13 protein-coding genes and 1 pseudogene are annotated in these 13,480 nt (G+C 71.2%); 6 read left to right on the top strand and 8 right to left on the bottom strand.

From position 1 onward, the window contains the following. Positions 1–10 precede the first annotated feature (10 nt). The gene (locus SH922_RS10565) at positions 11–772 is read left to right on the top strand and encodes a hypothetical protein (RefSeq protein ID WP_393057245.1); all 762 of its coding nucleotides are present in this window, start codon (positions 11–13) and stop codon (positions 770–772) included. Here SH922_RS10565 and SH922_RS10560 read toward each other — a convergent pair. The 5 genes and pseudogenes from SH922_RS10560 to SH922_RS10540 all read right to left on the bottom strand — a co-directional run. Next, a pseudogene (locus SH922_RS10560) lies at positions 718–1,443 on the bottom strand (hypothetical protein); the annotation flags it as partial. The gene SH922_RS10565 and the pseudogene SH922_RS10560 sit on opposite strands and share 55 nt — an antisense overlap. Further along, positions 1,440–3,245 carry a phosphatidylglycerol lysyltransferase domain-containing protein gene (locus tag SH922_RS10555; protein ID WP_393057243.1) on the bottom strand — a complete coding sequence of 602 codons (1,806 nt, stop codon included), beginning with the start codon at positions 3,243–3,245 and terminating at the stop codon, positions 1,440–1,442. The pseudogene SH922_RS10560 and the gene SH922_RS10555, both read right to left, overlap by 4 nt. A gap of 94 nt (positions 3,246–3,339) precedes the next feature. Continuing rightward, positions 3,340–4,455: a nicotinate-nucleotide--dimethylbenzimidazole phosphoribosyltransferase gene (gene cobT, locus SH922_RS10550; protein ID WP_393057241.1), complete on the bottom strand. Its 1,116-nt coding sequence runs from the start codon at positions 4,453–4,455 to the stop codon at positions 3,340–3,342. Between the two features lie 95 nt (positions 4,456–4,550). Further along, positions 4,551–5,390, bottom strand: coding sequence for a class I SAM-dependent methyltransferase (locus SH922_RS10545; protein ID WP_393057239.1), 840 nt, complete (start codon positions 5,388–5,390; stop codon positions 4,551–4,553). Positions 5,391–5,450: 60 nt separating this feature from the next. Then, entirely contained in the window at positions 5,451–6,653 is a 1,203-nt protein-coding gene (locus tag SH922_RS10540) for a bifunctional adenosylcobinamide kinase/adenosylcobinamide-phosphate guanylyltransferase (RefSeq protein WP_393057237.1), read from the bottom strand. A gap of 127 nt (positions 6,654–6,780) precedes the next feature. On the opposite strand from SH922_RS10540, the gene SH922_RS10535 reads away from it, so the two are divergent. Then, complete coding sequence (locus tag SH922_RS10535; RefSeq protein ID WP_356323161.1) at positions 6,781–6,990, top strand: hypothetical protein; 210 nt, start codon at positions 6,781–6,783, stop codon at positions 6,988–6,990. A 63-nt stretch (positions 6,991–7,053) separates the two neighbouring features. Here SH922_RS10535 and SH922_RS10530 read toward each other — a convergent pair whose 3' ends face one another. The 3 genes from SH922_RS10530 to SH922_RS10520 form a co-directional block, all read right to left on the bottom strand. Next, entirely contained in the window at positions 7,054–8,145 is a 1,092-nt protein-coding gene (locus SH922_RS10530; protein WP_393057234.1) for a S1C family serine protease, read from the bottom strand. Positions 8,146–8,219: 74 nt separating this feature from the next. Next, complete coding sequence (locus SH922_RS10525; RefSeq protein WP_393057232.1) at positions 8,220–8,978, bottom strand: class I SAM-dependent methyltransferase; 759 nt, start codon at positions 8,976–8,978, stop codon at positions 8,220–8,222. Between the two features lie 83 nt (positions 8,979–9,061). Further along, positions 9,062–9,661 carry a DUF3043 domain-containing protein gene (locus SH922_RS10520; RefSeq protein ID WP_393057230.1) on the bottom strand — a complete coding sequence of 200 codons (600 nt, stop codon included), beginning with the start codon at positions 9,659–9,661 and terminating at the stop codon, positions 9,062–9,064. Between the two features lie 317 nt (positions 9,662–9,978). Between SH922_RS10520 and SH922_RS10515 the strand changes: the two genes are divergently transcribed. The 4 genes from SH922_RS10515 to SH922_RS10500 all read left to right on the top strand — a co-directional run bounded on the left by SH922_RS10515 (position 9,979) and on the right by SH922_RS10500 (position 13,171). After that, the gene (locus SH922_RS10515; protein ID WP_330826684.1) at positions 9,979–10,758 is read left to right on the top strand and encodes a PspA/IM30 family protein; all 780 of its coding nucleotides are present in this window, start codon (positions 9,979–9,981) and stop codon (positions 10,756–10,758) included. Between the two features lie 9 nt (positions 10,759–10,767). Continuing rightward, positions 10,768–11,046, top strand: coding sequence for a hypothetical protein (locus SH922_RS10510; protein WP_393057227.1), 279 nt, complete (start codon positions 10,768–10,770; stop codon positions 11,044–11,046). A gap of 161 nt (positions 11,047–11,207) precedes the next feature. Further along, positions 11,208–12,479, top strand: a complete 1,272-nt coding sequence (locus SH922_RS10505; RefSeq protein ID WP_393057225.1) for a sensor histidine kinase — start codon at positions 11,208–11,210, stop codon at positions 12,477–12,479. After that, the gene (locus SH922_RS10500) at positions 12,476–13,171 is read left to right on the top strand and encodes a response regulator (protein ID WP_393057223.1); all 696 of its coding nucleotides are present in this window, start codon (positions 12,476–12,478) and stop codon (positions 13,169–13,171) included. Before SH922_RS10505 ends, SH922_RS10500 begins: the two co-directional genes overlap by 4 nt. The last annotated feature ends 309 nt before the right edge of the window (positions 13,172–13,480 follow it).

The raw sequence follows: 13,480 nt of genomic DNA, 5'->3' as shown, positions 1-13,480 counted from the left end.
AGTGGGTGGGATGGGTCACTGGTTCGATCGGAACGTCGTCGAGCCGGGGAAGCTCCCCCTGCTCCTGGCACTGGCCGCCTTCGTGCTGACGTTCGCCATCACCCGGGTCATCACCCGCATGATCCGGGCCGGCAAGGGGCCGTTCCGCAACATCACACCGGGCGGGGTCCATGTCCACCACGTGGTGCCGGGCGTGGTGCTGAGCGTGGTCGGCGGGTTCGGCGCGGTCGCCAGCGGGAAGCACGGCTTCACGGCCGGGGCCTGTGCGGTCGTCTTCGGCGTCGGCGCGGGGCTGGTGCTGGACGAGTTCGCGCTGATCCTGCACATGGACGACGTGTACTGGACCGAGCAGGGCCGCCAGAGCGTGGAGGTCGTGGTCCTCACCGCCGCCCTCGTCCTGCTGGTGCTCGGCGGCTTCTCCCCGCTCGGCGTGAACGACCTGAGCGACGATCAGCAGCAGGGCCGGCTCGGCGTCGTCCTCACCCTCGTCGTCAACTTCTGCTTCGTGCTGATCGCGCTGTTCAAGGGCAAGGCGCGGATGGCGGTGGTCGGCACCCTGGTCCCGTTCGTCGCGTTGGTCGGGGCGGTCCGGCTGGCCCGGCCGGCCTCGATGTGGGCCAAGCGGTTCTACCGCAACCGGCACCGGGCCCGCTCCCGGTCGGTGCTGCGCGCGTACCACCACGACGTCCGCTGGGCCGGACCGCGGCGGAAGTTCCAGGACCTCATCGGCGGCGCACCCGACCGCGTCCCCGCCCCCTCACCCAAACCCTGACCGCGGCGGGACCGGCGCCGCCCGCGCAGGGACGGGAGCGCGCACAGCACCAGGGCCACCGCGATGGCCGCAAGGTGCTCCTTGCCCGCCAGGTTGTCCTTCACCAGGATCTCCACCACCATCGCCGCGATCACCAGCGCCCCGGTGAACCGGGCCCGGTAGGCGCAGCAGACGCAGACCGCCAGGGCGACCACCGCCGCCGAGGGGCCGGTGTCGACGACCTGCGCGTCGGTGCCCGGCAGACCCAGGAACCCGTCGGGGCCCACGGCGACACCGATCCGCGCGTACAGCGTGCCGGCCAGCGTCGCGACGTACGCGATCAGCAGCGTCCGCCACCGGCCCAGGCAGATCTCGGCGATCCCGAACACCAGCAGCACCTGCGCCAGCGCACCCCACACCGGCAGGTCGAGCGCGGGGACGAACAGCGACAGCGGGGTACGCAGCAGAGCGGCCCCGAGCGGATCCTCCGCCCGTACGGCCCCGAACGCCTGCACCGGCCCGTAACCCCAGGAGCGGTTCTGCACCACCTGGAGCAGCCCCGTCAGACAGACCGCGGCCAGGGTCATCGGGACGGCCCGCAGCCGCTCGGTGACGAGTGCCGTGCGTACGGTCGTCCACAGCGGACCCCATTCCCGGCGTGCCGCCCGGCCGAGCGTGTGCAGCGGGGTCATCCACGCGGTCCGAGCTTGGAGCGGTGCAGCCACTTGGGCAGTCCGGGCGCCTCCAGGAACCCTTCGGCGCGGCCCGCGGCGATGGCGATGCGCGGCAGGTCCGCGCTCTTCTCGAAGAGCAGGTAGCGCGGTTCCCAGATCGGCCGGTACTTGGCGTTGGCGCGGTAGAGCGACTCGATCTGCCACCACCGTGAGAAGAAGCTGAGCAGCGAACGCCACAGTCTGAGGACCGGTCCCGCGCCGAGCCGCGATCCGCGCTCGAAGACGGAGCGGAACATCGCGAAGTTCAGCGACACCTGGGTGACACCGATCTTCTCGGCCCGTTGCAGGAGTTCGATGACCATGAACTCCATCAGGCCGTTCTCGGCGTCCCGGTCACGGCGCATCAGATCCAGCGAGAGGCCGTTCGGGCCCCAGGGGACGAAGCTCAGTACGGCGCGCAGCTCACCGGCCCCGCCGTCCTCGGAAGGGGTCGCGTCACGGCATTCGAGCATCACGCACTGACCGTCGGCCGGGTCGCCGAGCCGGCCCAGCGCCATCGAGAAGCCGCGTTCGGTCGCGCCGTCGCGCCAGTCGTCTGCCCGGCGCACCAGTTCGGCCATCTCGGCCTCGGGGATGTCCGCGTGCCGGCGCGCCGTCACCTCGTAACCGGCCCGTTTGACCCGGTTGTACGCCTGGCGGACGGTCCGCATCGCCCGCCCCTCCAGGGTGAACTCGGCCGTCTCCACGATCGCTTCGTCGCCCAGTTCCAGGGCGTCGAGGCCGTGCCGGGCGTAGATCGTGCCGCCCTCCTCGCTCACCCCCATCACCGCGGGGATCCAGCCGTGCTCACGGGCCTCGGCAAGCCAGGGGGCGATCGCCCCGGGCCAGGCCTCCGGGTCGCCGATCGGGTCGCCGGAGGCCAGTGAGACCCCGCCGACCACCCGGTAGGCGACGGCGGCCTTCCCGGTCGGGGACCAGGTGACGCTCTTCTCGCGGCGCAGCGCGAAGTAGCCGAGCGAGTCCCGCTCGCCGTGCTTGTCGAGCAGGGCGCGCAGCGCCGCCTCGTCCCCGGGGCTGATCGGATCGACTGCGCGGCGGGCACGGAAGGCCGCGTACACGACGGCGATGAGCAGCAGCGTGGACAGGACGTTGATGGCGACGTTCACCCACCCCGGCGTCGTGATCCCGGGGAAGCGGGAGTCGTCGGCGGCGACGGAGACCAGGCGCAGTGCCCCGTAGTGCCAGCGGTCCAGGAACGTCGAACGCTGTTCGTCGTGCGCGGTGTTGGTGAGCGTGACCAGACCGGCGGCGATCAGCGAGGTGACCAGCAGCCCGCCGGCCGCGACCAGTACGGCCAGCTTCGGGTTGGACCGGTCGCCCTTCGCGTAGAACTCCCGCCGGCCGAGGGCGAGCGCGAGGACGAAGGCGGCGGTCAGCGCGAGCGAGATCCAGTTCTGCGGGTACCGGCGGATCTCCGGGAAACCGATCACCGCGGCGAAGAGCAGCAGTGTGAGCCCGCTCAGCACCATGTTGACGATCCACGCGGCCCGTTTGCGCCGCCGCATCGTGACCGCGAGGAACAGCGCGACGACTCCGGAGGAGAAGCCCGCGGTGAGCAGGTAGGGCGTGAAGTAGTTCTCGGTGTTGTGGCGTCGCAGGTCCTGGCCGAAGGTGACCCAGACGGCGCTCAGGAAATTGATGAACGACACGACGCGCAGGTACCAGATGGCGAAGGCCGCGCCGCGTCGTGACCGTTCGGTGCTCTGCGGCCGGACGGCAGTCCGCCCGGATTCCTCGCTGGCCAATCGGACCTCTCCCATGAAAAGCGATCATATGGGGCATCGCACTTCAAGAAAGAGGCCGCGCTGCGGCCGGGTCCGGACGGCCGCAGTCCGATGGGTCAGCTGGCGCCCGTCACTCCCCGGCCGGGTCGGTCCCTTCGTCGGCCGGCGTCTGGCCGTCGTCGTCCTTCGCGTCGTCCTCGTCGGGTTCCGGTGCGCGCTCGGGCAGCTCCGCCGCCAGTGCGGCCGCGGCCTGAACGAACGGAAGTGCGAGCAATGCCCCGCTTCCTTCACCGACGATGACGCCGTGGTCCAGCAGCGGGTTGAGCGCCATCCGGTCCAGCGCCTTCGCCTGCGCCGGCTCACCGCTCAACTGGCCCGCCAGCCACCAGTCCGGAGCCCGGAACGCGGCCCGCTGACCGACCAGCGCCGCGGCCGCGCAGACCACACCGTCCAGGATCACCGGAAGCCGGCGCACCGCGCACTGCAGCAGGAAGCCGGTCATCGCCGCCAGGTCCGCGCCGCCCACCGTGGCCAGCAGCTCCAGCTGGTCGCCCAGTACCGGCCGGGCCCGGCGGAGCGCGTCACGGATCGCCGCACACTTGCGCATCCAGGCCAGGTCGTCGATCCCCGCACCGCCGCGCCCGGTGACCACCGAGGCGTCGGTGCCGCACAGCGCCGCGATCAAGGTGGCCGCGGCCGTCGTACCGCCGACGCTCAGATCACCGAGCACCACCAGATCGGTGCCCGAGTCGGCCTCCTCGTCGGCGATCGCCATGCCGAGACGCACCGCCTGCTCGGCCTCCTCGACCGTCATGGCGTTCTCGACGTCAATCCGGCCGCTGCCGCGCCGCACCCGGGTCCGTACGACCGCCTCCGGCAGCAGTTCCGGCTCGCAGTCCAGACCGGCGTCGACGATCCGTACCGGTACGGAGAACCGGCGGGCCAGCACGGCGAGCGGCGTCGAACCCTCCAGCGTGGCCCGCACCAGCTCGTGCGCGGTCCCGGCCGCACGGCCGGACACCTTCAGCTCCGCCACCCCGTGATCACCGGCGAAGAGCACCACGCGCGGCTGCTCGATCGCCCGCACCGGCACGGCCTGCTGGGCGGCCGAGAGCCATTCGCCCAGCTCGTCGAGGCGGCCGAGGGCGCCCGGCGGCACGATGAACCGCTCCCGGCGTTCCTCGGCATCTCGCCGTACACCCCCGTCGGGGCGTTCGATCAGGTCGGAGAAGTCGTCCAGATTCACGGGGGTCTGCCTCGCGGGTCGATACGTGGTGTGGGCCGGGGAGCCCGGCGGCGGGCCCCTTGCGGAACAGTACCTGCCGTGATTTCCGGCCCCCCTCAGTGCGGCGTCCGGTCCCCGAACCGCAGTTGGGTGATCGCGGGCGTGAGCGTCCGCAGCCCGGGCAGCAGGTTCTGGACCCGGATCAGCTCACCCATGGCACCGCGCCCGCGTGGCAGGTGCAGAGCCTGCACCTCGGTGATCCCCGGATGCGCGCTGCGCAGCTTCCCGCGCTCGCCCGGGTTCATCGCCCAGCGCATCGGCGGGATCGTCATGTCACCGACCTTCGAAGTGCCCGCCACCGTGCCCTTCGCGAGCCACCGCGCCATCGAGTCCAGGACGAGGATCCCGCCCGGCAGCCGCTCGGCGCAGGCAGCCAGGATCGCGCGCACCTCGGCGGGCCGCAGATACATCAGCAGCCCCTGCGTCGTGACGACCACACCCCGGCCTTCCGGGTCCTCGATCTCGTCCAGCCAGGAGAGATCCGTCGCCGATCCGGACAGTGTCCGCAGCCGGTCCGACGGGGGCAGCAGGGTGTGGCGGAGCGTGGCGACGTCGGGCAGCTCCACGCTCAGCCAGTCCAGCCGGCCGTTGTCGACCCGCCAGAAGCCGGTCTCCAGGCCGTCGCCGAGCGCGACCACGGTGGCCCGGGGACGGTCGGCGAGATACTCCTGCACGGCCACGTCGAAGCAGCGTGAGCGCAGGCCCTGCGCCTGTGAGTTGAACGGGTTGGGAATCCCGAACCGCTCCTCGAAGGGATAGTCCAGATCCGCCAGCAGCTGGAGTGCCATCGGGTCGTCCAGCACCGGATAGGGCCGGCCCGCCTCGTACGCCCGGTTGTACAACGTCCACAGCAGGGTCTCCGGAACCCCGTCCAGCATCGGCCGCACACGCGCCATGTCCGCTCCTCCCGTTCTCTTCCGTCCTGTTCCGTTTCGTTGCGCCGGTGAGCGGGCCCGTCAGCCGCGCAGTGTCAGCGCCTGTCCGGCCACCACCAGCAGCACCTGTTCGCACTCGTCGGCGACCGCGGCGTTCAGCCGGCCCAGCTCGTCCCGGAAACGCCGCCCGGCGGCGGTCGCGGGCACCACGCCGGACCCGGTCTCGTTGGTCACCGCGACGACGGTGCGCCGCGTCCCGCGGACCGCGGCCACGAGTTCGGCCGTCCGCTTCCGCAGCGTGCTCTCACCACCGCCTGCCCACGCCGCGTCGTTCCAGGCGTCCACCCGGTCCATCGCGTCCGTCAGCCAGAGCGACAGGCAGTCGATCAGCAGCGGCGGCCCGTCCGAGGCCAGCAGCTCCACCAGCTCGCAGGTCTCCTCGGTGCGCCAGGCCGCCGGTCTGCGCTCCCGGTGCAGTCCGATCCGGGCCGCCCACTCCGTGTCGCCCTCCCGGCTGCCACCGGTCGCCACGTACACGACCTCGGGATACGTCTCCAGCCGCCGCTCGGCCTCGACCGACTTCCCCGACCGCGCGCCGCCGGTGACGAGGGTGCGCCGGGGCACCTCCGGCTCGGCGTGGTACGCGCCGACCGTCAGCGTCGTGCCGTCCGGCACGGCCCGGGCCCCGCCCGCGGCCAGCCGGCGGTCGAGTTCGGGGCCGGGCGGTGCGTCATGGTCCAGATGGACGGCGATCACCTCGGTGGCCGGCCCGATCGCCTCGACGGCCCGCAGCCTGGCCACGGCGTCGGGCCGCCCCACGACGTCACCGACGACCATGTCGTACGGCTCCGCCATCCGGTCGGCGAGACCGGCCGGTGCGGCGCCCGGCGGCAGATAGAGCAGCCGCTCGCCGTCCGGCGACGTGACCTCGTACCCCGTGCCGGGCGCGTCCATCGGCACGGCCCGCACCCGGTGTCCGCTGATCAGTGTCAGCACCCGCCCGTCCGGCACCCGGCCCGCCCGGGGCAGCCCGGCGGGCAGTTCGACGGCGGGGCCGTCGTGCGGATGGGTGAGCAGCACCTGCCGTACGCCGGTGAGCGAATGCCCCGCGCGGGCGGCGGCGAACACCGCCCCGGGGGTGAGATCGAGCAGCAGCGCGTCGTCGATCAGCAGGGCGGTCGCGGCCCGCGCCCGCGCCCCGCGGGCGCTGGCGCAGGCGGCGCAGGGGCAGTCGGGCCGCGGCAGCCCGTCGGGGGCTCCGGTGCCGAGCAGAGTCAGTTCCACGCCCCGATCCTCCCGCGTCCCCGCGCCGGGTGCGCGACGTGGGGGTGACCGGGCGTGCGAGGGCCCCTTCCCGCCCTGGTCGTAACCACTAGGCTGCGGACGGAACAAAGTGACCCAGGAGGCGGACATGGCGTGGACGTGGCGGTTCGAGAAGTCCGACGGTACGGAGACGGAGCCGGCGCTGCAGCCGGAGGAATTCACGACACAGGGCGACGCCGAGTCCTGGATCGGTGAGTACTGGAAGGAACTCCTCGACGGCGGGGCGGACCAGGTGACGCTCTTCGATGACACGACGAAGATCTACGGCCCGATGAGCCTCCAGGCCGAGCAGAGCTGAGCGGGAGCGCGAGTGGCCCCTCCCGGCCGGTTCGCCGGGAGGGGCCACTGGTGTTCCGCAGCCTCAGATCTCGCCGAGTGTGACCTCGGCCGTCTTCTCCGCGTTGCTGCGCAGATACGTCACGGTGACCTTCTCGCCCGGCTTGTCGGAGGCCAGTGCCTCCGACAGCGACGTGATCGTGGTGACGGACGCGTCGCCCACCTCGGTGATGATGTCGCCGACCCGCAGCCCCGCCTTCTGGGCCGCGCCGCCCTTCGTCACGCTGACGATCGCGACTCCCGCCGGCTGGTAACTGTCGTTGACGACCGTGCGGCCGGTGATGTTCAGTGCCGCCCGGCCGGAGTCGGTGACCTTGCCGTTGTTGATGATCTGGTCGGCGACCGTCTTCACCATCGAGACCGGGATCGCGAAGCCGATCCCCGGCGCCGCACTGTCACCCATCTGGGGGTCGGTCGCAGCCAGCGTCGGGATGCCGATCACTTCGCTGTCCAGATTCACCAGCGCGCCGCCGCTGTTGCCCGGGTTGATCGCAGCCGAGGTCTGCACCATGTTCGCGATGGTCGCGCCCGTGCCGCCGCCCGCGCGGCTCTCGCTCACGGTGCGGCCGAGTGCCGAGACGATGCCCTGGGTGACGCTGCTGGACAGCCCCAGCGGTGAGCCCATCGCCAGCACGATCTGGCCCACCTCGACCTTCTCCGAGTCGCCGAACTTCGCGGCCTTCAGCCCGTCCGGGACGTCGTCCAGTTTGATGACGGCCAGATCCTGCTCGGGATAGGCGGCGACCAGCGAGGCGCTCAGCACCTTCTCGCCGGTGGCCACGGTGACCTTGAAGGTCTTCTCGTCACCGACGACGTGGGCGTTGGTGACGATGTGGCCCTTGTCGTCGTAGACGATGCCGGAGCCCAGACTGTCGGAGGCGTCGATCTGCACCACCGACGGAAGCACGTTGTTGATGACGGCTTGGTAATCGTCCTGCAGATCACCGGTGGCCTTCGAGGCCGATCCCGGCTGGGCCGATCCGGACTTCGTCGCGGTGGCGTTCGAGGCGTTGGAATTCGAGTCGGAGCAACCGCTCACCAGCGCGATCGCACAGACACCTGCGGACAGGGGCATCAGCAGCCGGCGCACACGGCTGCGGGGGTGAAAGGCATCCATGTCCGGATTATTGCCTTTAACCCTATTGGCGGCCTGTCGAGCGCATCCGCCCGGGTCGAGCCGCCCGAGAGGCCCTAGCCCCGCACCCCGCACAGGTGCAGCAACGCGGCCACCCCGCGGTACGGATCCGTCCGCCCCGCCCGGTCCTCCGCGGCCAGCACCCGCTCCAGCTCCGCGGCGGACGGCAGTTCCACGTCGTTGCCCACGTTGTCCGTGAAGATCCGCACCCCGTACCAGGCGTGCAGCGGCGCCGCGATCCCGGCGAGCGTGGCGGTGAGGGCGTCGAGCCGGTCCGCGCGGACGGAGAGCCCGAGGCGGTTGGTGTACCGGTCCGTGTCGAACGCGGCCAGTGCCGCGTCCCAGTCCCCGGCGAGCCCGGGCCGCATCGCCAGCGCGTCGGCGTTCCGTACCAGGAGGGACAGCAGGCCGCCCGGCGCCAGCATCCTGGCCAGACCGGCCACCATGGCGTCGGGTTCCTGGACATACATCAGCACGCCGTGACAGAGCACGACATCGAAGCTGCCCGGCAGGAAGTGGATCCCGGTGTCCTGGCCGTTGCCCTCGATGAAGCGGACCCGCTCACGGATTCCCGCCGGTTCACCACCGAGCGCCTCGCGGGCGACCCGCAGCATCTCGGCATCGGATTCGAGACCGGTGACGGTGTGACCGGCCCGGGCGAGACGCAGGGCCTGCGTTCCCTGGCCCATGCCGACGTCAAGGATCCGCAACCGCTGCCCGACCGGGAAACGGCCCGCTATCTGCTCGTCCAGCTGTCGGGCGACCAGCTCCTGACGCACGGTGTTGCGCAGTCCGCCGAGCCCCTTCAGCCACATCGGTGAGGCCCCCGCGAAACCCGAGACCGCATCGCCCGGCCGGCCTGCGGACACCCCGCCGGCCGAACCGGGAAGACCCGTACTCAGGGCCGCTCTCCGCGCTTGACCTGCGGCTTCGGCAGCCTGAGTCGACGCATCTGGAGCGTACGCATCAGCCCGTAGGCCACCGCGCCCCGCTTGGGCGTATCGGGGAAGCGCTCGTTCAGCTGCTTGCGCAGACGGAACGTGAGCCCGATCGAGTCGATGACGATCAGCACGATCACGCCGAGCCACAGCAGCAGCGAGATGTTCTGGATGCCCTGCACCTGGATCACGCTGAGAATCAGAATGACCACGGCGAGCGGCAGGAAGTACTCCGCGATGCAGAAGCGCGAGTCCACGAAGTCGCGGACGAAGCGGCGCACCGGGCCCTTGTCACGGGCCGGCAGATAGCGCTCGTCACCACTGGCGAGCGCTTCACGCTGCTTGGCCATGTCGACGCGGCGAGCTTCGCGCTGGCGCTTCGCGGCCTCCTTGCGGTCGAGCGGCGCACCACTGGAGGCACGACGGCGCTGCGACTGGGAGTCGCTGCGCTTGGGGGTGGGGCGACCTTTGGGGGCCTGCGGGTCGCGGGACGTCTTGGAGAGGTCCGCCGTCACCTTGTCGGTGGGGGCCTTCTCTTCCTTGGAGCGGCTACGGAACACAAGACCCAAGGGTACGGGGTGGATCGCCGCGACCCCAGGCCGGCCGGGAACGATCCGGCAACGGCCTGCGTCCTTGCTGGTGTCCGAGCGGGACGATACGGGCGTCACCACCGGTTTCCCGACCCTCACCACCGGTTTCCCCGACCCTCACCTACTCCCTGGGCGGGAGTGGTCACCGGGTGCAGTCGTCCTTGGGGAGGAGCCCATCGTTGCTCGAACAGTGCGGTAATAGAGGCAGGGCCCGTACTGTGGGTTCTGTTGGAGTGCTGGAGACCGGTTAAGTCAGAAGGGGGCGCGCGAAGCCCATGAGCGGTGTCATGAAGCGTATGGGGATGATCTTCCGCGCGAAGGCAAACAAGGCCCTTGACCGGGCCGAGGATCCGCGCGAGACCCTCGATTACTCGTACCAGAAGCAGCTGGAGCTGCTTCAGAAGGTGCGCCGCGGTGTCGCCGATGTGGCGACGTCGCGCAAGCGCCTGGAGCTGCAGCTGAACCAGCTGCAGGGCCAGACGTCCAAGCTGGAGGACCAGGGCCGCAAGGCGCTCGCGCTCGGCCGCGAGGACCTGGCCCGCGAGGCGCTGTCCCGCCGAGCGGCTCTTCAGCAGCAGGTCACCGACCTGGAGACGCAGCACACCACGCTGCAGGGTGAGGAGGAGAAGCTCACTCTCGCGGCCCAGCGGCTGCAGGCCAAGGTCGACGCCTTCCGTACCAAGAAGGAGACGATCAAGGCCACCTACACGGCGGCACAGGCGCAGACCCGGATCGGAGAGGCCTTCTCCGGCATCTCCGAGGAGATGGGCGACGTCGGCCTGGCCATCCAGCGGGCCGAGGACAAGACCCAGCAGATGCAGGCGCGCGCGGGCGCGATCGACGAGCTGCTGGCCTCCGGCGCCCTGGACGACCCGACCGGCACGGCCAAGGACGACCTCACCGCCGAGCTGGACCGGATCTCCGGTGGTACAGATGTGGAGCTGGAGCTGCAGCGCATGAAGGCCGAACTGGCCGGCGGCTCCACCTCGAAGCAGGCCATCGAGGGCGGCCCGCAGGATGCCGCGCAGCAGCAGGACCGGTCCCCGCACAAGTTCGACAAGAATTAAGGCAGCGTCATGATCGTACGGATCATGGGGGAGGGCCAGGCAGCCCTGGCCGACAGTCATCTCGCCGAGCTCAACAAGCTCGACAACGAACTGCTCGCCGAAATGGAGAGTGGCGACGGCCCCGGCTTCCGCTCCACGCTCCACGCGCTCCTCGCAAGGGTGCGCGAACTCGGCACACCCTTGCCGGACGACTCCCTGGAGCCGTCCGAACTGATCCTGCCGTCGCCCGACGCGACCCTCGAAGAGGTCCGCGCCATGCTCAGCGACGACGGTCTGATCCCCGGCTGACAACCAGCAGTTCCAGCACCCGCACTCCCGTGCCCCGTGACCGGTCCGCCGGTCAGGGGGCACGTTTGCGTGTGCGCCGGGTCCCGCGCGCTCGCCCTTCGTACCGGTTCCTCCGGTCGCGCGGACCGATTCCTTCACGACACGCCGTAACGTAGCTTGACGTGACCACCCTCGGAACCGGGGTTCTGCGCATCCGGAACTGGCTGCGCGACCATCCCCTCGCGCTGGACGGCGCGCTCGCCCTGGCCGTGTTCGTGGCCATGTTCATCGGATCGTTCGCCGATCCGAACGCGCACAACGCGCCCACCTTCGGCACGCGCACGCCCGCCGCCGGCAGCGTGTTCCTGATGGCGTTGGGCGCCCTCACCCTGGTCTGGCGGCGCCGCAGGCCGATGGCCGTGCTCGCCGCCACCGGTGCGCTGGCCGTGGTCGAGCTGTTGACGGCGGATCCGCCCGCCCCCGTGGTGATGAGCACGGTCATCGCGCTCTACACCGTGGCCGCCCGCACCGACCGGCCGACGACGTGGCGGGTCGGACTGCTCACCATGGCCGCGCTCACCGCGGCCGCGATGCTCTTCGGCTCGGCCCCCTGGTACAGCCAGGAGAATCTCGGGATCTTCGCCTGGACCGGCATGGCGGGCGCGGCGGGGGACGCGGTCCGCTCCCGGCGTGCGTTCGTCGACGCGATCAGGGAGCGTGCCGAACGGGCCGAGCGGACCCGCGAGGAGGAGGCCCGGCGCCGGGTGGCGGAGGAACGGCTGCGGATCGCCCGTGATCTGCACGATGTCGTCGCCCACCACATCGCCCTGGTCAACGTGCAGGCCGGCGTCGCGGCCCATGTCATGGACCGGCGCCCCGACCAGGCGAAGGAGGCGCTCGCCCACGTCCGGGAGGCGAGCCGCTCCGCGCTCAACGAGCTGCGGGCCACCGTGGGACTGCTGCGTCAGTCCGGCGATCCGACGGCGCCGACCGAACCCGCCCCCGGCCTCGCCGTCCTCGACGAGCTCGTGGAGACCGTGCGACGGGCCGGGCTGCCCGTCGAGGTGGCCTGCGCGGCGAAGGAGGGCCCACCGCTGCCCGCCGCAGTCGACCTGGCCGCGTACCGGGTGATCCAGGAGGCGCTGACCAATGTGCGCAAGCACGCCGGTTCCGGGGCGAAGGCCGAGGTCAGTGTCGTACGGGTCGGGGCCACGGCCGAGGTCATGGTGCTGGACAACGGGTGCGGAACGGCCGGCCGCGCAGGCGGCGACGTCGTCGGCGGCGGCCACGGCCTCCTCGGCATGCGGGAACGGGTCACCGCTCTGGGCGGCACCCTCACCGCCGGACCCCGTTACGGAGGCGGATTCAGGGTTCATGCGATCCTGCCCCTCAAGGCCCGTGCGCAGGAGCCGGATCAGCCGGGCGCGGCGGGCCGGACGGGGGAGAACGCATGACATCGGCCATCAAGGTCCTGCTCGTCGATGACCAGGCGCTGCTGCGCAGCGCGTTCCGCGTACTGGTCGACTCGGAGCCGGACATGCAGGTGGTCGGCGAGGCCGCGGACGGGGCGCAGGCCGTGGATCTGGCCCGGTCGACGCGCGCCGACGTGGTGCTGATGGACATCCGGATGCCCGGTACGGACGGGCTCACCGCGACCCGGATGATCAGCGCCGATCCGGAACTCGCGGACGTGCGCGTGGTCATGCTCACCACCTTCGAGGTGGACGAGTACGTGGTGCAGTCACTGCGGGCCGGCGCCTCGGGCTTCCTCGGGAAAGGGGCCGAACCGGAGGAACTCCTCAACGCCATCCGGATCGCCGCGGCCGGCGATGCGCTGTTGTCGCCCGCCGCGACCAAAGGGCTGATCGCCACGTTCCTCGCACAGGGCGGCAGTTCGGCCGACGGAGGACCGGGCGCCGCCGAGTACTCCGCGCGGCTGGAGGCCCTGACCACGCGGGAGCGCGAGGTGCTGGTCCTCGTCGCGGGCGGGCTGTCCAACGACGAGATCGCCGAGCGGCTGGTGGTCAGCCCGCTCACCGTGAAGACCCATGTGAACAGGGCGATGGCGAAGCTGGGGGCGCGGGACCGGGCCCAACTGGTCGTAATTGCGTATGAATCGGGCCTGGTGCGCCCTCGGGTGGAGTGAGGGTGCAGCCGCGGCGTACTCCACCTGCGGTATGCGCGGCATAAGAAAGGGACCTGGGGCCGACGATTTCGGTCCTGAGAGTGGGCGATCGTATAAGGGCCGACCGTCACCTGGGGGCGGCGTCGCGGGGCTGGGTGCGCACATCTGCGGCGTTGTCGTCAATCACCATGGCTCCGCCATGGCTCAGTCCTCCGCCTTGCAGCTGCACGCACCCAGCCCCGCTCCTTCTTCCACCCCCCCCAGGTGACGGTCGGCCCGGGCCGGGTCTGTCCCCGAGTCACCCGCCCACCTGCCGCGTAAGCCACAGAA

It is taken from the genome of Streptomyces sp. LN549 (assembly GCF_043203805.1).
Lineage (GTDB): Bacteria > Actinomycetota > Actinomycetes > Streptomycetales > Streptomycetaceae > Streptomyces.
This window is presented reverse-complemented; position numbering and strand designations above follow the sequence as displayed.